19 protein-coding genes are annotated in these 22,262 nt (G+C 60.2%); 11 read left to right on the top strand and 8 right to left on the bottom strand.

Features of this window, described 5'->3' with window-relative positions:
- Positions 1-43: 43 nt before the first annotated feature.
- Together CKW17_RS01175 and CKW17_RS01170 are read right to left on the bottom strand one after the other, a co-directional pair.
- The gene (locus tag CKW17_RS01175; RefSeq protein ID WP_095118338.1) at positions 44-1,327 is read right to left on the bottom strand and encodes a Zn-dependent hydrolase; all 1,284 of its coding nucleotides are present in this window, start codon (positions 1,325-1,327) and stop codon (positions 44-46) included.
- Positions 1,328-1,463: 136 nt separating this feature from the next.
- On the bottom strand, positions 1,464-2,948 hold the full coding sequence (locus tag CKW17_RS01170; RefSeq protein WP_095118337.1) for an NCS1 family nucleobase:cation symporter-1: 1,485 nt from the start codon (positions 2,946-2,948) through the stop codon (positions 1,464-1,466).
- Between the two features lie 626 nt (positions 2,949-3,574).
- Between CKW17_RS01170 and hydA the strand changes: the two genes are divergently transcribed.
- From hydA to preA, 3 genes are all read left to right on the top strand, one after another.
- Positions 3,575-5,014 carry a dihydropyrimidinase gene (gene hydA / locus CKW17_RS01165; RefSeq protein WP_095118336.1) on the top strand — a complete coding sequence of 480 codons (1,440 nt, stop codon included), beginning with the start codon at positions 3,575-3,577 and terminating at the stop codon, positions 5,012-5,014.
- Between the two features lie 158 nt (positions 5,015-5,172).
- Complete coding sequence (locus CKW17_RS01160) at positions 5,173-6,540, top strand: NAD(P)-dependent oxidoreductase (protein WP_095118335.1); 1,368 nt, start codon at positions 5,173-5,175, stop codon at positions 6,538-6,540.
- Complete coding sequence (gene preA, locus CKW17_RS01155; protein WP_077573438.1) at positions 6,541-7,815, top strand: NAD-dependent dihydropyrimidine dehydrogenase subunit PreA; 1,275 nt, start codon at positions 6,541-6,543, stop codon at positions 7,813-7,815.
- Between the two features lie 286 nt (positions 7,816-8,101).
- On the opposite strand, the gene CKW17_RS01150 is transcribed toward preA, so the two are convergent.
- Positions 8,102-8,722 (bottom strand): TetR/AcrR family transcriptional regulator, encoded by a 621-nt coding sequence (locus CKW17_RS01150; protein ID WP_038365564.1) that lies wholly within the window; start codon positions 8,720-8,722, stop codon positions 8,102-8,104.
- 139 nt (positions 8,723-8,861) lie between these two features.
- On the opposite strand from CKW17_RS01150, the gene copC reads away from it, so the two are divergent.
- Both copC and copD read left to right on the top strand, forming a co-directional pair.
- Positions 8,862-9,224 (top strand): copper homeostasis periplasmic binding protein CopC, encoded by a 363-nt coding sequence (copC, locus tag CKW17_RS01145; RefSeq protein WP_095118334.1) that lies wholly within the window; start codon positions 8,862-8,864, stop codon positions 9,222-9,224.
- A 3-nt stretch (positions 9,225-9,227) separates the two neighbouring features.
- Positions 9,228-10,085, top strand: a complete 858-nt coding sequence (gene copD, locus CKW17_RS01140; RefSeq protein WP_095118333.1) for a copper homeostasis membrane protein CopD — start codon at positions 9,228-9,230, stop codon at positions 10,083-10,085.
- 124 nt (positions 10,086-10,209) lie between these two features.
- Here the strand turns inward: copD and CKW17_RS01135 are convergent, their stop codons facing one another.
- Both CKW17_RS01135 and CKW17_RS01130 read right to left on the bottom strand, forming a co-directional pair.
- Complete coding sequence (locus CKW17_RS01135) at positions 10,210-11,352, bottom strand: HlyD family secretion protein (RefSeq protein ID WP_095118332.1); 1,143 nt, start codon at positions 11,350-11,352, stop codon at positions 10,210-10,212.
- Positions 11,349-13,004, bottom strand: coding sequence for an MFS transporter (locus tag CKW17_RS01130; RefSeq protein ID WP_095118331.1), 1,656 nt, complete (start codon positions 13,002-13,004; stop codon positions 11,349-11,351). Before CKW17_RS01130 ends, CKW17_RS01135 begins: the two co-directional genes overlap by 4 nt.
- 315 nt (positions 13,005-13,319) lie before the next feature.
- Here CKW17_RS01130 and CKW17_RS01125 point away from each other — a divergent pair, with 315 nt between their 5' ends.
- From CKW17_RS01125 to CKW17_RS01100, 6 genes are all read left to right on the top strand, one after another.
- Positions 13,320-14,615 carry an OprD family porin gene (locus CKW17_RS01125; protein WP_095118330.1) on the top strand — a complete coding sequence of 432 codons (1,296 nt, stop codon included), beginning with the start codon at positions 13,320-13,322 and terminating at the stop codon, positions 14,613-14,615.
- 277 nt (positions 14,616-14,892) lie between these two features.
- Positions 14,893-15,717, top strand: coding sequence for an NAD(P)-dependent oxidoreductase (locus CKW17_RS01120; protein WP_095118329.1), 825 nt, complete (start codon positions 14,893-14,895; stop codon positions 15,715-15,717).
- 30 nt (positions 15,718-15,747) lie between these two features.
- Positions 15,748-16,641 (top strand): SMP-30/gluconolactonase/LRE family protein, encoded by an 894-nt coding sequence (locus CKW17_RS01115; RefSeq protein WP_095118328.1) that lies wholly within the window; start codon positions 15,748-15,750, stop codon positions 16,639-16,641.
- 64 nt (positions 16,642-16,705) lie between these two features.
- Positions 16,706-17,677 carry a TRAP transporter substrate-binding protein gene (locus CKW17_RS01110; RefSeq protein WP_095118327.1) on the top strand — a complete coding sequence of 324 codons (972 nt, stop codon included), beginning with the start codon at positions 16,706-16,708 and terminating at the stop codon, positions 17,675-17,677.
- Positions 17,678-17,753: 76 nt separating this feature from the next.
- Entirely contained in the window at positions 17,754-18,281 is a 528-nt protein-coding gene (locus CKW17_RS01105; protein ID WP_095118326.1) for a TRAP transporter small permease, read from the top strand.
- Complete coding sequence (locus tag CKW17_RS01100) at positions 18,281-19,561, top strand: TRAP transporter large permease (protein WP_095118325.1); 1,281 nt, start codon at positions 18,281-18,283, stop codon at positions 19,559-19,561. Before CKW17_RS01105 ends, CKW17_RS01100 begins: the two co-directional genes overlap by 1 nt.
- Before the next feature lie 103 nt (positions 19,562-19,664).
- Here the strand turns inward: CKW17_RS01100 and CKW17_RS01095 are convergent, their stop codons facing one another.
- From CKW17_RS01095 to CKW17_RS01085, 3 genes are all read right to left on the bottom strand, one after another.
- Positions 19,665-20,465 (bottom strand): sulfite exporter TauE/SafE family protein, encoded by an 801-nt coding sequence (locus CKW17_RS01095; RefSeq protein WP_095118324.1) that lies wholly within the window; start codon positions 20,463-20,465, stop codon positions 19,665-19,667.
- Positions 20,466-20,474: 9 nt separating this feature from the next.
- Complete coding sequence (locus tag CKW17_RS01090; RefSeq protein WP_095118323.1) at positions 20,475-21,719, bottom strand: FAD/NAD(P)-binding oxidoreductase; 1,245 nt, start codon at positions 21,717-21,719, stop codon at positions 20,475-20,477.
- Positions 21,720-21,886: 167 nt separating this feature from the next.
- Positions 21,887-22,228: a helix-turn-helix transcriptional regulator gene (locus tag CKW17_RS01085; RefSeq protein WP_007965280.1), complete on the bottom strand. Its 342-nt coding sequence runs from the start codon at positions 22,226-22,228 to the stop codon at positions 21,887-21,889.
- Positions 22,229-22,262: the final 34 nt, after the last annotated feature.

Genomic DNA, 22,262 nt, shown 5'->3' with positions numbered 1-22,262 from the left:
CGTTTCACTCGACAGCTCCTACAAGGCTACGACCTTTTGATCTTCAGGCTGCGCGCTGCCCTCCCGCAACCATCGCCGAAGCCGCCAGCATCGCCCGCAACAACACCGCACACCCGGCCGCCAGATCATCCGGCGCGGCGTTCTCGATTTCGTTGTGGCTGATGCCGCCTTCGCACGGCACGAAGATCATCCCGGCCGGGCCGAGTTCGGCGAGGAAAATCGCGTCATGGCCGGCGCCGCTGACGATGTCCATATTCGACAAGCCCAGCCCTTTCGCCGCGCCGCGCACCGCTTCCACGCAACCTTTTTCGAAGTACAGCGGCGGGAAGTCCGCCGTCGGCGTCAGTTCGTAGGTCAGGCCATGTTCTTCGCAGGTGGCGTCGATGACTTGCTTCACTTCAGCAATCATCGAGTCAAGCCGCGCCGGCTCCAGGTGACGGAAGTCGAGGGTCATGCGCACTTCACCGGGGATGACATTGCGCGAACCGGGATAGGCTTGCAGGCAACCGACCGTGCCGCAGGCGTGAGGTTGATGGCCGAGCGCGGCGCGGTTGACGGCGCCGACGATTACCGAGGCGCCGACCAGCGCGTCTTTACGCAGGTGCATCGGCGTCGGGCCGGCATGCGCTTCGACGCCGCGCAGCTTCAGGTCGAACCACTTCTGCCCCAGCGCGCCGAGCACGACGCCGATGGTTTTCTGTTCGTCTTCGAGGATCGGACCTTGTTCGATGTGCGCCTCGAAATAAGCGCCGACCTTATGCCCGCTTACTTTGCGCGGACCGGCGTAACCGATGGCGTTGAGCGCTTCGCCGACGGTGACGCCGTCGGCATCGACTTTGGCGAGGGTTTCTTCGAGGGTGAATTTCTCCGCAAACACGCCGGAGCCCATCATGCACGGGGCGAAGCGCGAGCCTTCTTCGTTGGTCCAGACCACCACTTCCAGCGGTGCTTCGGTTTCCACACCGAGGTCGTTGAGCGTGCGCAGGACTTCGACACCGGCGAGCACGCCGAAGCAGCCGTCGAATTTGCCGCCGGTGGGTTGGGTGTCGATGTGGCTGCCGGTCATTACCGGCGGCAGGTTCGGATTGCGCCCGGGGCGGCGGGCGAAGATGTTGCCGACCGCATCGACCGTGACGCTGCATCCGGCGTCCTTGCACCATTGCACGAACAGGTCGCGGGCCTGACGGTCGAGATCGGTCAGGGCCAGGCGACAGACACCGCCCTTGACCGTCGCGCCGAGTTTGGCCAGTTCCATGAGCGACGCCCACAGGCGATCGCGGTTGATGTGCTGATGGGTTGATTGCAGAACGTCTACGGCTGCGTTCATGGGGATCTCCTCAGTGCTGGTACCGATAGTTCCCACGCTCTGCGTGGGAACTCATCCATGGACGCTCTGCGTCCGCTGTTGGGACGCGGAGCGTCCCGGGCTGCATTCCCACGCAGAGCGTGGGAACGATCATGTGTTACACCGCCGACTTCACGACCGAGGGCTGCGCACGCATCACGCACAACCCGTAATAAATAATCCCGCCCAGCGCCGAGCCGGTGAACCAGCCATAGCTGTAGAACCAGCTGAACGCATCGCTGCCCAGCGACAGCAAGGTCAGCACCACCGGCACGCCAAACGCCACAAAACCGGCCCAGTTCCACGCCGGATACACGTCATCGCGGTACAACCCAGCGAGGTCCAGTTGCTGTTTCTTGATCAGGAAATAGTCCACCACCATGATCCCGGCAATCGGCCCGAGCAGGCTCGAATAACCCAGTAACCAGTTGGAATACACGGTTTCCAGGCTGACATCGGAAACAATCAAACCGAGTTTTTTCAGCAGCTCATGACCCATCAGCGCCAGCCCGACAATGCCGGTCAGCAACACCGCTTTAGTGCGATTGATGACTTTGGGCGCGATGTTCTGAAAGTCGTTGGTCGGTGAGACGATATTGGCGGCGGTGTTGGTCGACAGCGTGGCGATGATGATCAACGCCATCGCCACTGCAACCCACACCGGACTCTGGATATGACCGATCAGAGTGACCGGATCGGAGACGGTCACACCGACCAGTTTCACCGAGGCGGCCGTCATGATCACGCCGAGCGAAGCGAACAGAAACATGGTCAGCGGCAGGCCGAAAATCTGCCCGAGAATCTGATCTTTCTGGCTTTTGGCGTAACGGCTGAAGTCCGGAATGTTCAGCGACAACGTGGCCCAGAAGCCAACCATCGCGGTCAGCCCCGCCGCAAAGTAACTGACCACGCTGGCACCCTCCGGACGCTTGGCCGGAATCGCCAACAGTTCGGTCATCGACACATTGGGCATCGCCCACACCAGCAGCCCGATGCCGACCGCCACCAACAGCGGCGCCGACAAGGTTTCCAGCCATTTGATCGACTCGGCGCCACGAATCACCACCCACAGGTTCAGCGCCCAGAAGATCATGAAGCCAATCACCTCCCCGGTGCCGCCGAGGGATTTCCAGCCCTCGAACACCGAGCCGAGAAACAGGTGAATCGCCAACCCGCCAAACATCGTTTGAATACCGAACCAGCCACACGCCACCAGCGCCCGAATCAGGCACGGCACGTTGGAACCGAGAATGCCGAACGATGAGCGCAGCAACACCGGAAACGGGATGCCGTACTTGGTGCCGGGAAAGGCGTTGAGCGTGAGCGGAATCAGCACGATGACGTTGGCGAACAGAATTGCCAGTAACGCTTCACCGACGGTCAGGCCAAAGTAGGCGGTGAGCACGCCGCCGAGGGTGTAGGTCGGCACGCAGATCGACATGCCGACCCACAGCGCGGTGATGTGCCATTTGTTCCAGGTTCGTTCGCGCACCTTGGTCGGTGCCATGTCGTGGTTGTAACGGGGACTGTCGAGGACGTCACTGCCGGCTTCGAGTTCGAACAAGCCGTCGCGCTCGGTCACTTGCGATCTGTTCTGTTGCATGGCCGCTCCACTGTTCTTCTGATTATTTTTTTGCTCATCAGGCGGCTGACACACGAGGGTGCGAGCCGGACGATGGCCGGAGGAACTGACAACTTTCGTGCACCGGCCATGGTGTCAGCGGCGGCATCAATAAACGTGCCGGGTGCCCCGCTTGCGCATCGGGCCGTGGTTAAAACGCATTGCAACTTTCTGATATTCATCAGTTTTAATTATTCACCGGATGAGTTCGCGGAAACTTGTCTGAGTGCTCAGGCTAAACACCTGGCAAGTTGTCCGAACAGACAGGACTCAATCTGGTGCACTGCACTTTTTTTCATCGTGAGCGAGCAACCGCAGCTCAACTTCAAGCGGCTGATTTCACATAGGAAATCTTGCTCATATTTCCATCCTGTCAAGTGCGTCAAAATGGTGAGCAGCCTCACCATTTTGGTGATTTTCTGTTTTTATCGTTATTTTTCAAACATTTAAAACAGTCATAAGCTTATAAAAAATAATCTTGCTCTATTGCAAATCTGCGACTAGTTTCTATTCCTGACAGCGCTGACAGGAATACACCCTGCAACGCTGTACATCAATAAAACATCTAGAACCGACACAAGTCGGTCAATGCCTGCGAGGAACTCGGAATGTCTCTGTTGATCCGTGGCGCCACCGTTGTTACCCATGATGAAAGTTATCGCGCCGACGTCTATTGCGCCGACGGAGTGATCAAAGCCATCGGTGAAAACCTTGATATTCCCGCCGGCGCCGAAGTGCTCGACGGCAGTGGCCAATACCTGATGCCCGGCGGCATCGATCCGCACACGCACATGCAACTACCGTTCATGGGCACCGTGGCCAGTGAGGATTTCTACAGTGGCACGGCGGCCGGTCTGGCCGGCGGCACCACGTCGATCATCGATTTCGTGATTCCCAATCCGCAGCAGTCGCTGATGGAAGCCTTTCATCAGTGGCGCGGCTGGGCGGAAAAGTCGGCTTCCGACTATGGCTTCCACGTCGCGATCACCTGGTGGAGCGAGCAGGTGCGTGAGGAAATGGCCGAGCTGGTCAGCCATCACGGCATCAACAGCTTCAAGCATTTCATGGCCTACAAGAACGCGATCATGGCCGCCGATGACACGCTGGTGGCGAGTTTCGAGCGGTGTCTGGAGCTCGGCGCCGTGCCGACCGTGCACGCGGAAAATGGCGAGCTGGTCTATCACCTGCAACGTAAATTGATGGCCCAGGGCATCACCGGGCCGGAGGCGCATCCGCTATCGCGGCCGTCGCAGGTTGAAGGTGAAGCGGCGAGCCGGGCGATTCGCATCGCCGAAACCATTGGCACACCGCTGTACCTGGTGCACGTCTCGACCAAGGAAGCCCTCGACGAAATCACCTATGCGCGCAGCAAGGGTCAGCCGGTGTACGGCGAAGTGCTGGCCGGGCATTTGCTGCTCGACGACAGCGTCTATCAACACCCGGACTGGCAGACCGCTGCCGGTTACGTGATGAGCCCGCCGTTCCGCCCGCGCGGTCATCAGGAGGCGCTGTGGCACGGGCTGCAAAACGGCAATCTGCACACCACCGCGACTGACCACTGCTGCTTCTGCGCCGAGCAAAAAGCCGCCGGGCGCGATGACTTCAGCAAGATTCCCAACGGTACGGCCGGCATCGAAGATCGCATGGCGGTGCTTTGGGATGAGGGGGTTAATTCCGGGCGTTTGTCGATGCAAGATTTCGTCGCCCTCACCTCCACCAACACCGCGAAGATTTTCAATCTCTATCCGCGCAAAGGCGCGATTCGCATCGGCGCCGATGCCGATCTGGTGCTGTGGGATCCGCAAGGCACCCGCACCATTTCCGCCAAGACCCACCATCAGCAGGTGGATTTCAACATCTTCGAAGGCAAGACCGTGCGCGGCGTGCCGAGCCATACCGTCAGCCAGGGCCGGGTGGTCTGGGCCGATGGCGACCTGCGCGCCGAGCGCGGTGCCGGGCGGTATATCGAACGGCCGGCGTACCCGGCGGTGTTTGATTTGCTGAGCAAGCGGGCTGAGCAACATCGTCCGACTGCCGTGAAGCGCTAACGCGAGGCCTTCGGCCTCATCGCGAGCAGGCTCACTCCTACATTTGGAATGCGTACACCTGTAGGAGTGAGCCTGCTCGCGATGGCGTCAGTTCAAACAACACAAAAACCACTGCCCATTAGAGGCAGAGAACCTAAAAAACCGTGAGGCACAAAACCGTGATCGAGACCCTCAACCATCTCCCCCACCCGCACGAAAGCGCGGCCGCCCTCGCCGGGCATTTCACCGATCTGGCGCCACCGCTCAACGATCGGCAGGCACATCTGGAAGCCTCGCGCTGCCTGTATTGCTACGACGCGCCGTGCGTGAATGCGTGCCCGAGCGAGATCGACATCCCGTCGTTCATCCGCAATATCCACCAGGACAATGTGACCGGTGCCGCACAGAAAATCCTCTCGGCGAACATCCTCGGCGGCAGCTGCGCGCGGGTGTGTCCGACAGAAATCCTTTGCCAGCAAGCCTGCGTGCGCAACAACGCTCAGGAATGCGCGCCGGTGCTGATCGGCCTGCTGCAACGCTACGCCGTCGACAACGCACACTTCACCGAACATCCGTTCCAGCGCGCCGCCGCCAGCGGCAAAAAGATTGCCGTGGTCGGCGCCGGTCCTGCCGGGTTGTCCTGCGCTCACCGCAGCGCCATGCACGGTCACGACGTGGTGATTTTCGAAGCACGGGAGAAGGCTGGCGGTCTCAATGAATACGGGATCGCCAAGTACAAACTGGTCGACGACTATGCGCAGAAGGAATTGGATTTCCTCTTGCAGATCGGCGGCATCGAGATTCGTCATGGGCAAAAACTCGGCGAGAATCTGACGCTGAGTGAACTGCATCAACAGTTCGACGCGGTGTTCCTCGGCCTCGGCCTGAATGCCAGCAAGCAACTCGGTTTACCTCACGAAGATGCACCCGGTCTGCTCGCCGCCACCGATTACATCCGCGAACTGCGCCAGACCGATGACCTCACGCAACTGCCGCTGGCCGAGCGCTGCATCGTCCTCGGCGCCGGCAACACCGCGATCGACATGGCCGTGCAAATGGCCCGCCTCGGTGCCCGTGATGTGAATCTGGTGTATCGCCGTGGCGCGGCGGACATGGGCGCCACCGGTCACGAACAAGACATCGCCAAAGCCAATCAGGTACGCCTGATGACCTGGGCGCAACCGGAAGAGGTGCTGCTCGACGCTCAGGGTCATGTGCGCGGCATGCGTTTCGCCCGCACCGATCTGGTCGACGGTCGCCTGCAAACCACCGGCGAAACCTTCGAACTGGCCGCCGACGCGATCTTCAAAGCCATCGGCCAGGCCTTCGACAGCAGCGCCCTCGCCGACCCGCTGGCCCGTGAACTCAAGCGTCAGGGCGAACGCATCTACGTCGATGAAAACCTGCGCACCAGCATCCCCGGCGTGTATGCCGGCGGCGACTGCACCAGCCTCGATCAGGACCTCACCGTGCAAGCCGTGCAGCACGGCAAACGCGCCGCCGAGGCGATCAACGTTCAACTGATGCTTAACGTGGAGGCTGCGTAAATGGCCGATTTGTCGATTGTCTTCGCTGGCATCAAAGCGCCGAATCCGTTCTGGCTGGCCTCCGCGCCACCGACTGACAAGGCTTACAACGTGGTCCGTGCCTTTGAAGCCGGCTGGGGTGGCGTGGTCTGGAAAACCCTCGGTGAGGACCCGGCGGCCGTCAACGTGTCCTCGCGTTACTCGGCGCATTACGGCAACAACCGTGAAGTGCTCGGTATCAATAACATCGAGTTGATCACCGACCGTTCGCTGGAAATCAACCTGCGCGAAATCACTCAAGTGAAGAAGGATTGGCCGGATCGCGCGCTGATCGTTTCGCTGATGGTGCCGTGCGTCGAGGAGTCGTGGAAACACATTCTGCCGCTGGTCGAAGCAACGGGCGCTGACGGCATCGAACTGAATTTCGGCTGCCCGCACGGCATGCCCGAGCGCGGCATGGGCGCGGCGGTCGGTCAGGTGCCGGAGTACGTCGAGCAAGTCACGCGCTGGTGCAAGACTTATTGCTCGCTGCCGGTAATCGTCAAGCTGACGCCGAACATCACTGACATCCGTGTCGCCGCCCGCGCGGCCCATCGCGGTGGTGCCGATGCGGTGTCGCTGATCAATACGATCAACTCGATCACCAGCGTCGATCTGGAGCACATGGTCGCCCTGCCCACCGTCGGCAGCAAAAGCACCCATGGCGGTTATTGCGGTTCGGCGGTGAAGCCGATTGCGCTGAACATGGTCGCCGAGATTGCCCGCGATCCACAGACCCAGGGCCTGCCGATCTGTGGCATTGGCGGTATTGGCAGTTGGCGCGATGCGGCAGAATTCATGGCGTTGGGCAGCGGCGCGGTGCAGGTGTGCACGGCGGCGATGCTGCATGGTTTCCGCATTGTCGAGGAGATGAAGGATGGGCTGTCGCGGTGGATGGACAGTCAGGGTTACGCCAACATTGCCGAGTTTTCCGGGCGTGCGGTGGGCAATACCACCGACTGGAAGTACCTCGACATCAACTATCAGGTGATCGCGAAGATTGACCAGGACGCGTGCATTGGTTGCGGGCGTTGCCACATTGCTTGTGAGGACACTTCACACCAGGCGATTGGCAGTCTGAAGCAGGCGGACGGCACGCATAAATATGAAGTGATTGATGAGGAGTGTGTGGGTTGTAACTTGTGCCAGATCACTTGTCCGGTGGCGGATTGCATCGAGATGGTGCCGATGGAGACTGGCAAGCCGTTTCTGGACTGGAATCATGATCCGCGCAATCCGTATCACGTTGCGGTCTAGATTGCCGACTGATCCAACAGCCCCCTCACCCTAACCCTCTCCCAAAGGGAGAGGGGACTGATTGGGGGATGCTGGCAAACTCCGCCGACCTGAAAGTGCTGTTGTGAATCCATAATCGACTAGGGGTTCACAGGTAAGAACTGCTTTGAATCCTTAATCGAAACAGGCACAGGCTCGGACGGCTTTTTGAACCATAATCGACTGAATTTTTCAGGTCGATGTACCTCACAAGACACCTCGGTCGGCCCCCTCTCCCTCCGGGAGAGGGCTGGGGTGAGGGTCTGCTTCAGGGCTCCAACCCGATCCCACGCAATATCACACTCGTCACCGTCTGCACCGCCCGCTCAAACTGCATATCCGACAACGGCTGATGTTCATTCAGAATATTCACCTGATGATCAAAGTCGGCATAGTGCTGGGTCGACGCCCAGATCATGTACAGCAGACTCGACGGCTCAACCGGCAGAATCCGCTTGTCCTCGACCCACTGACGAATCTTCGCTTCCTTCATCTTCGCCCAGTCATACAGGCTGACATCCAGCGCCTCACCCAAGGTTGGCGCGCCGTGGATGATTTCGTTGGCCCAGACTTTCGAGCCGTACGGCCGACTGCGCGAGTGGTTCATCTTGGCGCGGATGTAGCTGCTCAGCACCACGCGCGGGTCGTCGAACATCTCGAAGCACAGCGCGTCCTGTTTCCACACTTCCAGCAGGTCGAACAGCACCGCGCTGTACAGCTCGCTCTTGGTGCTGAAGTAGTAATGCAGGTTGGAACGCGGCAGTTGTACTTCAGCCGCGATGTCCGCCATGGCGGTGCCACCGAAACCTTTTTCAGCGAAGACTTTCTCCGCCGCCAGGAGGATTTTCTCGACGTTACTGCGACGAATCTCGATCTTGTGATTGCCCATGAGGGCTCCCTGACAACAGCGTTGCCCAAGACTAGCATCCGCTCTGGTGCGCGGGCGACCGCTGCAAACAAAACTTCGTACTGGCGTCAGCGGATGGCTAAACTGACGCTTCTTCACTCCTGCCCCAAAGGTATTCGCGATGCTGTTCAAGAACGTCCTGACCACCACTGCCCTGCTCGCTTCGCTGTTCGCCGCATCTTCTGTATTCGCCCACGCCCACCTTGAAAGCCAGACCCCCGCCGCCGACAGCACCGTCGCCGCGCCGTCCGATTTGCGCCTGACCTTTTCCGAAGGTGTTGAAGCCAGTTTCACCAAAGTCACCGTCACCCGCGATGGCGCGCCGGTCGCCGTCAAAGCACTGACCACCGAAGGCGACAAGAAAACCCTGATCGTCACCCCCGCCGCGCCGCTGACCGCTGGCGAATACAAGGTCGAATGGCATGCAGTGTCGGTCGACACGCACAAAAGCGAAGGCGCTTATCAGTTCAAGGTGGGCCAGTAATTCATGAGTGAAGCGCTGGTGCTGTGCCGCTTTGTGCATTTCATCGTGGTGTTGATGCTGTTCGGGGCCTGGCTGTTCAGGCCGTTGCTGCTCAAGGATGAAGCGCTGCAAGTGGATCGGCACCTGGCGCGACTGGCGCGTTGGCTGGCTGCGGTGGCGCTGGTCAGCGGGATCGCCTGGGCGTTGTTGATCACCGCGAGCATGGCCGGTTCGGCAGCGGCGGCGTTTGATCCGGACACGGTTGCGCTGGTGCTGGGCCATACGTTTTTTGGTCAGGTGTGGCGTTGGCATCTGCTGATCAATGCTGTGCTGTTGGCGTTGCTGTTCACACCTTGGCGTTCAAGCATGCCGTTGCGATTGGGCTTGAGCGCGTTGCTGCTGGCGACCCTGGCACCGGTCGGGCATGGTGCGATGCTCGACGGGCTGAGCGGGCAATTACTGATTCTCAACCAGATCGTGCATCTGACCTGCGTGGCGGCGTGGCTGGGCGGGTTGTGGTTGCTGGTGATGATTTTGCGTCAGCCGACGGAGCCGATGCGTGAAGTTTTGCGGCGCTTCAGCGGCGTCGGTTATGCGCTGGTCGCCGGGCTGCTGATCACCGGTTTGATCAATGTGCGCGTGCTGACCGGCCAGTGGTGGCCGACGCCGTTGTTCAGCGGGTTTGCCTTGATTCTGTTGATCAAGGCGCTGATCGTGCTGGGGATGCTTGGGTTGGCGCTGTTCAACCGCTTGCGGGTTGAGGATTGCGAGCAGCGCATGGCCGCGCTCAGGCGCAGTGTGATGCTCGAATGGCTGCTGGGCATTGGCGCGGTGGCGGCTGTCTCGCTGCTCGGTACCCTGCCCCCGATGATCACCACCTGAAGACCACAGAGATCCCCTGTAGGAGTGAGCCTGCTCGCGATAGCGGTGTGCCAGTGACGAATGTTTCGACTGACACACCGCTATCGCGAGCAGGCTCACTCCTACAATTGGATCTGCGTGTTGATCAGTGGGGCTGGGTGTTGCCGGCGGCGGTGTCGATACTGACCACTACCGACATCCCCGGCCGCAACCGTTCCTCTTCCTGCTGATCCGGATCGATGGTGATCCGCACCGGCACCCGCTGAGCGATTTTCACAAAGTTGCCAGTAGCGTTATCCGCCTGCAACAGAGCAAATTCAGAACCGGTGCCCGGCGAAATATGCTGCACATGCCCAGTGAATTTGCGGTGGTTCAGCGCATCGACAGTGAAGCGCACCGGTTGCCCGACGCGCACGTTGTCCATCTGGGTTTCCTTCATGTTGGCGATCACCCATTTCTGGTTCGGCACCAACGCCATCAACTGCGCCCCGGAGTTGACGTAGGCGCCGAGGCGCACGCCGATCTGCCCGAGCTGACCGTCACGCGGGGCAACGATGCGCGTATTCGACAGATCGATTCGCGCCAGTTGCACCGCCGCTTCGGCGCTGGCCACTGCCGCTTCCAGCGAGCCGCGATTGACGATCACCGTTTGCAGATCCTGGCGGGCAATTTCCAGATTGGCCTTGGCCTGCGCCACCGCTGCGACACTCTGCGCATTCGCCGCCAGCGCGACGTCCATCTCGCGCTTGGACACCGAACCGTCGCTAACCAATTCCTTGTTGCGGCGCAGATCCGCCTCGCTTTTACGCAACTGCGCTTCGCTGTCAGCCTGTACGGCCTGGCGCAATTTGATCGTCGCCTCGGCGCTGTTGCGTTGCTGCACCACATTGGCCAATGCAGCCTTCTGCACCGCCAGTTGTGCCAGTGACTGGTCGAGACGCTGCTGATAGATGCGGTCGTCCAGGCGCACCAACAAATCGCCAGCCTTCACGTACTGGAAATCCTGCACCGGCACTTCATAGACATAACCGGCGAGCTGCGGGCCGATGATCGTCACCTGCCCGCGCACCAACGCGTTTTCGGTGGTTTCGACCGCACTGCTGAACGGCGGCAATTGCCAGGCATACAGCACGATCAGCACACCAACGATGGCAATCGCGGCAAACCCCAGCGAGGAAATAATCCGCACCCGCAGCGAACGTGGCTCGGTGTTTGGCGATGACGGCGGCGCCTCACCCTCGGGCGTGGCAGCGATGGCATTGGTGGTTGTGGTGGTCGGTTCGGTCATGAAGAAGTGGCACCGCTCGAAGGTGTGGATGGCGCCGTGGCGACGGCTTTGGTGGTGCTCATCAGCCACAGCGCACGAATGGACAGCCAGATCATGGTCAACACCGCAATCACGGCGATCAGCATGAACACATCGTTATAGGCCAGCACATTGGCCTCACGGGTGGCAGCGTTGGCCAGGCTGCGAATCCCCGCCAGGTTGCGCAGACTCGGATCGGCCAACAGCGAACCGTACGCCGAGCCGCCGCTCTGCACGCGCGCAGCCACCAACGGGTCAGACAGCGTCAGGTGCTCAACGATGTGACTGGAATGAAATTTTTCCCGGACGATCTGGAAGGTGCCCAGCAGCGCCGCACCGAGCAGGCCGCCGAGGTTGTTACAGATCCCGAACAACACGGAAAAGCTCACCAGATTGCGCGGATTGGTCAGCACGTTGCGCGTACCGAAAACCATGGTCGGGCCGAGGAAAAATGTGCTGCCGAAGGCCAGCAGAAACTGACTGAAATAGAGGTTTTCCGGCCGGGTCAGGTTGTTGGAAAAGCTGTCCATCACCGACCCGGTGGCCATCAGACCCAGCGAGATGATCAACGGCATCAGCAGGTGCTTGGGGTCGATCGTCAGTGCGCTGGTCACCAAACCCGCGACGCTGCCGATCAGCATCACCACATACAGGCTGTGCAACTGCTCGTAGCCCATGTTCAGGTTCTGCATGAAACCGACCGCACCGGTGGACTGCTCCGAGGTGACCATGCGAATCAGGGTCACCGCCAGCGCCAGGCGGATCATCGTTCCGCTGCCAAGCCAACGGGTCATCAGCAGCGGATTGCTGCGGTTATGTTCGATGGCCAGGCCGGCGATGATCAAGGCAATCGAAGCAGCCAACGCATAGCCGATCCAGTCGGCCTCCAGCCACCAATCGATCCGCCCCAGCGACAACACCGCACACAGCAGCGCCACGCCGGTGGCGAGAATGGCGAAGGTGAGAAAGTCGAGTTTTTCGAAGGTTTTGAAGCGGTCGCCGGGCGGTAACTTGAGCAGCAATACGCAGCCGAGCGACAGCAACGCCATGCCCAGTTCGAACAGGTACAAGCCGCGCCACTCGGCAATCTGCAGCAAGTCTTCGGAAAATAATCGCGCCAACGGCAGCGCCAGTTGGGAAGTGCCGAGGCCGAGCACCAGCGCCTTCAGCCGCCACTTCGCCGGGAACGCCTGGACCATGTAATACAGGCCCAGCGAGCTGAGCGCCGCGCCGACCATGCCGTGCGCCGCCCGCACCGCCACCGCCGAATTGAGGTCATTGACGAACAGATGGCCGAAGGTCACCAGCGCATACAACACCAGGAACACCTCGGTGAACGCGCGCAAACCAAACTGCTGGCGAAACTTCACCAGCAGCAGGTTCATCGACACGTTGGTCATCACGTACGCCGCCGGCAGCCAGGCCATTTCGGCGGTGGTCGCGCCGAGTGCGCCTTGCAGATAAGGCAGGTTGGCCACCACCAGCGAGTTGCCCAAGCCACCGGTCACCGCCACCAGCACGCCCACCAGCGCATAGGCCAGGCGCTTGGGGTTGGAGTGCAACGGCGTCGAGGGGGAACCGGGCAGACTGGGCTTTTCGTGGGGCTGCCAGTTGCGCGGGGCGTATTGATCCATTGCAAGGCCTTGTACGGAGAGTGGGTGAAGTTTGCCGCAAATTCACCGGCAACACACATCCCATGGACAACACAAATCTTTGTAGGAGCTGTCGAGTGAAACGAGGCTGCGATCTTTTGATTTTGATTTTTTAAAAAGCAAGATCAAAAGATCGCAGCGTGCCGCAGCTCCTACAAAGAGATCTGCGTCGCGACGCTAAGTCATCGCACAACTTGCTGTTGACATTCCCGTAAAACCTAGGAAATATCCGCACCCATGTTGTACGACGACGTATAACAAATAATAAAAACAACAAACGAAACAGGGAGCGTCACAGTGAGCACACTCGTCTGCAGTTCCGTCCGCCCTTCCCGTCTTTCCGTCACCCGCCCGCGTACCGCTTTAAGTCTGATCGGCTGCAGCAGCCTCGCCCTCGCCTTGCCGATGAGCGCCGAAGCCGAAGGTTTTCTCGACGACAGCAAAGCCACGCTGAACCTGCGCAACGCCTACTTCAACCGCAACTTCGTCAACCCGGCCAACCCGCAGGGCAAGGCTGAGGAGTGGACGCAGAACTTCATCCTCGACGCCAAATCCGGCTTCACTCAGGGCACCGTCGGTTTCGGCCTTGATCTGCTGGGGATGTATTCGCAGAAGCTCGATGGCGGCAAAGGCACGGGCGGCACGCAACTGTTGCCGATCCACGATGACGGGCGCCCGGCGGACAATTTCGGACGGCTCGGCGTAGCGCTGAAAGCCAAGGTCTCGAAGACTGAATTGAAGGTCGGCGAATGGATGCCGGTGCTGCCGATCCTGCGTTCCGATGATGGCCGCTCGCTGCCGCAGACTTTTCGTGGCGGCCAGATCACCTCCACCGAAATCAACGGCCTAACCGTCTACGGCGGCCAGTTCCGTGGCAACAGCCCGCGCAACGACGCGAGCATGGAAGACATGTCGATGAACGGCCGCGGAGCGTTCACTTCCGATCGCTTCAACTTCGGCGGCGGCGAGTACAGCTTCAACGACAAGCGCACGCAGGTTGGTGTTTGGTACGCCGAACTCACGGACATCTACCAGCAGCAGTATTTCAATCTCAGCCATAGCCAGCCTGTGGGCGACTGGACGCTGGGCGCCAACCTCGGTTTCTTCACCGGCAAGGAAGACGGCAGCGCCCAGGCCGGCGACCTCGACAACAAGACTGCGTTCGCTCTGCTTTCGGCCAGATACGGCGGCAACACGTTCTATGTCGGCCTGCAAAAACTCAGCGGCGACGACGCCTGGATGCGGGTCAACGGCACCAGCGGCGGCACCCTCGCCAACGACAGTTACAACGCCAGTTATGACAACGCCAAGGAACGTTCCTGGCAGTTGCGCCATGACTACAACTTCGTCGTACTCGGCGTTCCCGGTCTGACTCTGATGAACCGCTACATCAGCGGCGACAACGTGCACACCGCCACCACCAATGACGGCAAGGAATGGGGCCGCGAGTCGGAACTGGCCTACACCGTGCAGAGCGGGCCGCTGAAAAACCTCAACGTGAAATGGCGCAACGCGACGATACGCCGGGACTTCAGCACCAACGAGTTTGACGAGAACCGGATTTTTATCAGTTATCCGATTTCGTTGTTGTAACCACCAGGCGCCGCAAACCCCCTGTAGGCCTTCGCCTGCTCGCGATAGCGGTGTGTCAGCCGCCTCTTCCTCAACTGACACACCGCTATCGCGAGCAGGCTCACTCCTACAGGGGATTGCATTGCAAGGAGGGAATTGTGCTGAAGGGAGAGGAACCAGGCCTTCCGTCATCTACACCAAAAGTCGCGTTGACAAGTTCCGGAAACCCTACCGATACTTCAGCGCAGTCATACGACAACCTACAACAAACCTAATAACAATCGTGTAAGGGATTGCCATGACATCTACCTCCACTCCCCGCGCCCCGTTCAACCGTCTGCTGCTGACCGGCGCTGCCGGTGGTCTGGGCAAAGTTCTGCGCGAACGGATGCGCCCTTATACCCATGTCCTGCGCTTGTCGGACATCGCCGCCCTCGCCCCGGCCGTCGATGACCGCGAAGAAATCGTCCTCTGCGATCTGGCCGACAAACACGCCGTGCATCAACTGGTCGAAGGCGTCGATGCGATCCTGCATTTCGGCGGCGTCTCCGTCGAGCGGCCCTTCGAAGAGATCCTCGGCGCCAACATCAGCGGCGTGTTTCACATCTACGAAGCCGCGCGCCGGCATGGCGTGAAACGGGTGATCTTCGCCAGTTCCAACCACGTCATCGGCTTCTACAAACAGGACGAACCGCTCGACGCCAGCTCCGCGCGCCGCCCCGATGGCTACTACGGACTGTCGAAGTCCTACGGCGAAGACATGGCCAGTTTCTACTTCGATCGCTACGGCATCGAGACCGTCAGCATCCGCATCGGCTCCTCGTTCCCCGAGCCGCAAAACCGTCGAATGATGCACACCTGGCTGAGCTTCGACGACCTCACGCAATTGCTCGAACGCGCGCTGTACACGCCGAACGTCGGCCACACCGTGGTCTACGGCATGTCCGCCAACAAGGACGTCTGGTGGGACAACCGCTTCGCCAGCCACCTCGGCTTCGCGGCGAAGGACAGCTCCGAAGTGTTCCGCGAAAAAGTCGAGGCGCAGCCAATGCCGGCGGCCGACGACCCGGCGCGGATCTATCAGGGCGGCGCGTTTGTCGCCGCCGGACCGTTCGGCGACTGATCACTCTGACAACGACGCAAAGGAATGAGTATGCAAGCCGAATTGATCGTTGATGCCCGCAACGCCGTGGGCGAAAGCCCGGTCTGGGTGGCAGAGGAAAACGCGCTGTACTGGGTGGATATTCCCAACGGCGGCCTGCAACGCTGGAGCGCTGACACGGGCCATGTGCATGCCTGGAAAACCCCGGAAATGCTCGCCTGCATCGCCCGCCACAGCCGTGGCGGCTGGGTCGCAGGCATGGAAAGCGGCTTCTTTCATTTGCACCCACACAGCGACGGCAGCCTCGACAGCGAACGACTTGCCAGCGTCGAGCACGGCCGCAAAGACATGCGTCTCAACGATGGTCGCTGCGACCGTCAGGGCCGCTTCTGGGCCGGCAGCATGGTGTTGAACATGGGCCTGAATGCGCCCGAAGGCCGGCTCTACCGCTACGGCGTCGGGCAGTCTGGCGTGATCGAAGCGCAGCTCGACGGCTTCATCGTGCCCAACGGCCTCGGTTTCAGCCCCGACGGCAAAACCATGTACCTGTCCGATTCGCACCCCGACGTGCAACTGATCTGGGCGTTCGATTACGACACCGAGACCGGCACGCCGTCGAACCGCCGCGTCTTCGTCGACATGAATCATTTCCCCGGTCGCCCCGATGGAGCCGCCGTGGACGCCGAAGGTTTCTACTGGATCTGCGCCAACGACGCCGGCCTCATTCACCGTTTCGCGCCGGACGGCCGACTCGACTTCTCGCTGGCCGTACCGGTGAAAAAACCGACCATGTGCGCCTTCGGTGGAACCCGGATGGACACCTTGTTCGTCACCTCGATTCGCCCCGGCGACGACCACGACCCGCAATCCCTGGCCGGTGGCGTGTTCGCCCTGAACCCCAACGTCAAAGGCCTGCCGGAACCGCTGTTCGACGATTTGCTGTAACACCCGCCTCTGCTGCACCGCTGCGCCTTGAACACAACAATAACAAGACTGGAGACTCACCCCCATGAACTTCAAACGCACCTTGCTGGCCGCTGCACTCCCGCTGATGTTTACCTTCACTGGCGCCGCTCAGGCACTGCAACTCAAATTCGCTGACATTCACCCCGCCGGTTATCCCACCGTGGTGGCCGAAGAAAACATGGGCAAGACCCTGACCAAGGAGACCAACGGCGAACTGACCTTCCAATACTTCCCCGGCGGTGTGCTCGGCTCCGAAAAGGAAGTCATCGAGCAGATGCAAGTCGGCGCCGTACAGCTGTCTCGCGTCAGCCTGGGTATCGTCGGCCCCGTGGTCCCGGACGTGAACGTGTTCAACATGCCGTTCATCTTTCGCGATCACCAACACATGCGTAACGTCATCGACGGCGCAGTGGGCGACGAGATCCTCGACAAAATCACCAACTCTGAATTCGGCCTGGTAGCCCTGGCCTGGATGGACGGTGGCACGCGCAACGTCTACACCAAGAAACCGGTACGCAAGCTCGAAGACCTCAAGGGCATGAAAATCCGCGTGCAAGGCAACCCGATGTTCATCGACATGATGAACGCCATGGGCGGCAACGGTATCGCGATGGACACCGGCGAGATCTTCAGCGCCCTGCAGACCGGCGTGATCGACGGTGCGGAGAACAACCCGCCAACCCTGCTCGAACACAACCACTTCCAGAATGCGAAGTACTACAGCCTCACCGGTCACCTGATCCTGCCAGAGCCGATCGTGATGTCGAAAATCACCTGGGAAAAACTGACGCCGGATCAACAGGCGCTGGTCAAGACAGCCGCCAAGGCTGCCCAGGCCGAAGAGCGCGTGCTGTGGGACAAGAAGTCCGCTGCCAGTGAAGAAAAACTCAAGGCCGCCGGCGTCGAGTTCATCGAGGTCGACAAAAAACCCTTCTACGACGCCACCGCACCGGTACGGGAAAAGTACGGCGCGAAGTATGCCGACCTGATCAAGAAAATCGAAGCCGTTCAGTAACGCCTCCCGCTCCGTCCTCATGAACAAGGCCCGGTGCGCCCGATGACTGCGGCACGCCCGGTTACGGTGGAACCCGATGAAGAATCTACTGCTGCGTATCAACGACAAGATCTACATGACGTGCATCTGGGTCGCCGGCCTTTCCGTCCTGGCGATTTCCCTGATGATTCCCTGGGGCGTGTTCGCCCGCTACGTCCTGGGTACCGGTTCGAGCTGGCCCGAGCCCACGGCGATCCTGCTGATGATGGTGTTTACCTTCATCGGCGCCGCCGCCAGTTACCGCGCCGGCGCGCACATGGCCGTGGCCATGCTCACCGATCGCATGCCAGCGCACGTGAAATCAGCGGCGGCGATTTTTTCCCAGCTGCTCATGGCGGCGATCTGCATCTTCATGACGATCTGGGGCGCCAAGCTGTGCATGTCCACCTGGAACCAGTTCATGGCAGCCCTGCCCGATCTGCGGGTTGGCGTGACCTACTTGCCGATTCCCGTGGGCGGCTTGCTGACGCTGATTTTCGTGCTGGAAAAACTCTTGCTCGGTGACCAGAGCAAACGACGCGTCGTGCAGTTCGACCTGGTTGAAGAAAGTGAAGGTGCCGCTTAATGGACGCTCTGATACTGCTGGGCAGTTTTATCGCTTTGATCCTGATCGGCATGCCGGTCGCCTACGCGCTGGGCGCGGCCGCGCTGATCGGTGCATGGTGGATCGACATTCCGTTCCAGGCGGTGATGATTCAGGTCGCTTCGGGGGTGAACAAATTCTCGCTGCTGGCCATTCCGTTCTTCGTGCTGGCCGGTGCGATCATGGCCGAGGGCGGCATGTCGCGTCGATTGGTGGCGTGTGCCGGGGTGCTGGTGGGGTTTGTCCGCGGTGGCCTGTCACTGGTCAACATTGTCGCCTCGACCTTTTTCGGCGCGATCTCCGGCTCGTCGGTGGCCGACACCGCGTCGGTGGGTTCGGTGCTGATTCCGGAAATGGAACGCGAGGGCTATCCACGGGATTTCTCCACCGCCGTGACCGTCAGCGGTTCGGTGCAAGCCCTGCTGACCCCGCCCAGCCATAATTCGGTGCTTTACTCGCTGGCCGCCGGTGGCACGGTTTCGATTGCCTCGCTGTTCATGGCGGGCATCGTGCCGGGCTTGCTGATGAGCGCCTGCCTGATGGTGCTGTGTCTGATTTTCGCGAGAAAACGCGATTATCCCAAGGGTGAAGTGATCCCGATGCGCCAGGCGTTGAAAATCGTCGGCGAAGCCCTCTGGGGCCTGATGGCGATGGTGATCATCCTCGGCGGCATCCTGTCCGGCATCTTCACCGCGACCGAGTCGGCGGCCATCGCCGTGCTCTGGTCGTTCTTCGTGACCATGTTCATCTACCGCGACTACAAGTGGAGCGAACTGCCGAAACTGATGCACCGTACGGTGCGGACGATTTCGATCGTGATGATCCTTATCGGCTTCGCGGCGAGCTTCGGTTACATCATGACCCTGATGCAGATTCCGGCGAAGATCACCACGGCGTTTCTGACCCTGTCGGACAACCGCTACGTGATCCTGATGTGCATCAACGTCATGCTGCTGTTGCTCGGCACGGTGATGGACATGGCGCCGCTGATTCTGATCCTGACGCCGATCCTGATGCCGGTGATTCTCGGCATCGGCGTCGATCCGGTACAGTTCGGCATGATCATGCTGGTGAACCTTGGGATCGGATTGATAACGCCGCCGGTGGGTGCGGTGCTGTTTGTCGGGTCAGCGGTGGGCAAAGTGAGTATTGAAAGCACTGTTAAAGCGTTGCTGCCGTTCTATGCCGTGCTGTTCCTGGTGTTGATGTTGGTGACTTACGTGCCGGCACTGTCGCTGTGGTTGCCGCACTTGGTTCTGTAACCCCCTGAAAGATCGCAGCCTTAGGCAGCTCCTACAGAAGTCGCATTCCCATGTAGGAGCTGTCGAGTAAAACGAGGCTGCGATCTTTTGATCTTACCCACGCTCAGGCGCGAAATAGCATGTAGGCTGCCACCACCAGACACACACTGGCAAACCCCACCTGCAACGCCCGCGCCGGCACCCGCGCGCAGAGCTTACGGCCGATGATCATGCCGACAATGCTGGCGACGATGAACGCCGCGCCCTGCCCGTCAATCCGCACACCGGCGTGAAACGAGCCGATCACGCCAATCGCCGAAATCAGACTGATCACCATCAACGACGTGGCGACGATCCCGCGCATCTGCACATCGGTCAGTTGCTTGAACGCAGGCACAATCAAAAAACCGCCACCGACACCGAGCAATCCGGACACCACGCCGGTAATTGCGCCTAACGCAGCCAATGTTGCGGTGCATTTGGCGGTCCAGTCAAAGCGCCCGGTGTCTTCATTGAGCATGCAGTTCTTCTGACCCCAACTGGCGTGGCCATGATCGCTCGGCCCCTCCTGCTGACGCTCGCGGCGCAGCATGCGCCAGGCCACCATGACCATCAGCAGACTGAACAGGACCATCAGGATTTTCTCCGACAACTGATGCGCAAAGTAAATGCCCAACGGCGAAAACACCGCCCCCAAAGCGGCAATCAACAACGCCGCGCGATAGCGCACCAGGCCATGACGCAGGCCATCGATGGCACCGACCGCCGCCGCACTGCCGACCGCAAACAACGCCACCGGCGCTGCCTGCGTCATCGTCCAGCCAAGCCCGAGCACCAGCGCCGGCACCGCCAGAATGCCACCGCCGGCCCCGGTCAAACCGAGGACCAACCCCATCACCACGCCAAACAGACTTGCCAGCAACATAGGGTTTTCTCAGTCGACCTTGGACACACGTGTCAGCCACTCGCGGCCCTTGAGCATGCCGTTCCAGTAGAACCACGGCAGCAGCGTCGCCTTGAGAAACCATGCCGAACGCCGCGCCACCGTCGGGTCCAGTGGAAAGGTCGGCAGCAACTTGCCGGCGTATCCGAACTCGGCAAGGATCACCTTGCCCTTCTCCACCGTTAGCGGGCAGGAACCGTAGCCGTCGTACTTCAGCGGCAGTGGTTGTTGCTTGCGCAGGGCCAGCAGGTTTTCCGCGACCACTACGACTTGCTTGCGCACTGCGGCAGCGGTTTTCGCGTTACTGGTGCCACAGATATCACCGAGTCCGAACACCTCGGGAAAGCGCGGATGTTGCAGGCTGTGCGGGTTGACCTCGCACCAGCCGGCAGCGTCGGCCAACGGGCTCTGGGCAATGAAATCCGGCGAGATCTGCGGCGGCACGACGTGGAGCAGATCGAAAGTTTTCGCCACACGGGTGACGTTGCCGTCAGCGTCCTTGATCTCGAACCACGCGGTTTTCGCCGGGCCGTCGACCTTGACCAGATTCGAATTGAACGCCAACTGCGCGTTGTACTTTTCGATGTACTTCATCAACGGCGGCACGAACGTCTCCACCCCGAACAGCGCTGCGCCGGCGAGATTGAATTCGACATTGATGTTGTTCAACACGCCGGTTTTACGCCAGTGATCGCAGGACAGATACAGCGCCTTTTGCGGCGCACCGGCGCATTTGATCGGCATCGCCGGTTGAGTGAACAGCGCCTTGCCGCCGCGCAGTTTCTGCACCTGATCCCAAGTGTATTGCGCGTGCTGATAGCTGTAGTTGGAGGTGACGCCGTGCTGGCCGAGGCTTTCCTGCAGGCCTTCGATCTTGTCCCAGGCCAGACGCAGGCCGGGACAGACAATCAGGTTTTGATAGCTGACCGTGCGTTGATCATTGAGGGTGAGCTGGCGATTGTCCGGGTCGATTGCGGTGACTGCCGCTTGCAGCCAGTTCGCTTGCTTTGGCATGACCTTGTTCATCGGCCGTGCGGTGTCTTTGACGTCGTAGGCGCCACCGCCGACCAGCGTCCACGCCGGTTGGTAGTAATGCTGGGCACTCGGTTCGATCACGGTAATTTTCAGCGCCGGATCACGCTTGAGCAGACTGGCGACAAAACCGATACCGGCCGTACCGCCGCCGATGACCACGATGTCTGCACTGATGGATGGGCCCCAGTGTTGATCGTTCATTGCTTGTTCCTTTTGCTGCACGCAAGGATTAATTGGCCTCACACACATCCATTGTAGGAGTGAGCCTGCTCGCGATAGCGGTGTGTCAGTCAATGAATGTTCTGGCTGACCTACCGCTATCGCGAGCAGGCTCACTCCTACATTGGGATAGCGTGTTGGCTGGCATTTTATTGATGGCCCAGACTTTTCAGCACGGCCCCGCAATACAGTCCCGACAGGGTCTTCATCACCTGAATCACTTCCGGACTGGCGAGCCCATAAAAAATGTACTTGCCTTCACGACGGGTCGCGACCAGCCCTTCATCACGCAGAATGCCCAGTTGCTGGGACAGCGTCGGCTGGCGCACGCCGGTCATCTTTTCCAGTTCGCCAACGTTGCGTTCGCCTTGGGTCAGTTGACAGAGGATCAGCAGACGATCCTCATTGGCCAAAGCCTTGAGCAACGCGCAGGCCTTGGAGGCCGAGGCGCGCAGCTGGGCGACTTCACATTCGGTCAGACTGGATTGCATTTGCACGATGCCTTCAAGGTCACTTAAGCTGCGA

Source organism: Pseudomonas sp. Irchel s3f10, assembly GCF_900187515.1.
GTDB classification, from domain to species: domain Bacteria; phylum Pseudomonadota; class Gammaproteobacteria; order Pseudomonadales; family Pseudomonadaceae; genus Aquipseudomonas; species Aquipseudomonas tensinigenes.
The sequence above is the reverse complement of the archived record's forward strand: the minus strand, read 5'-3'. Positions and strand labels throughout refer to the sequence as shown.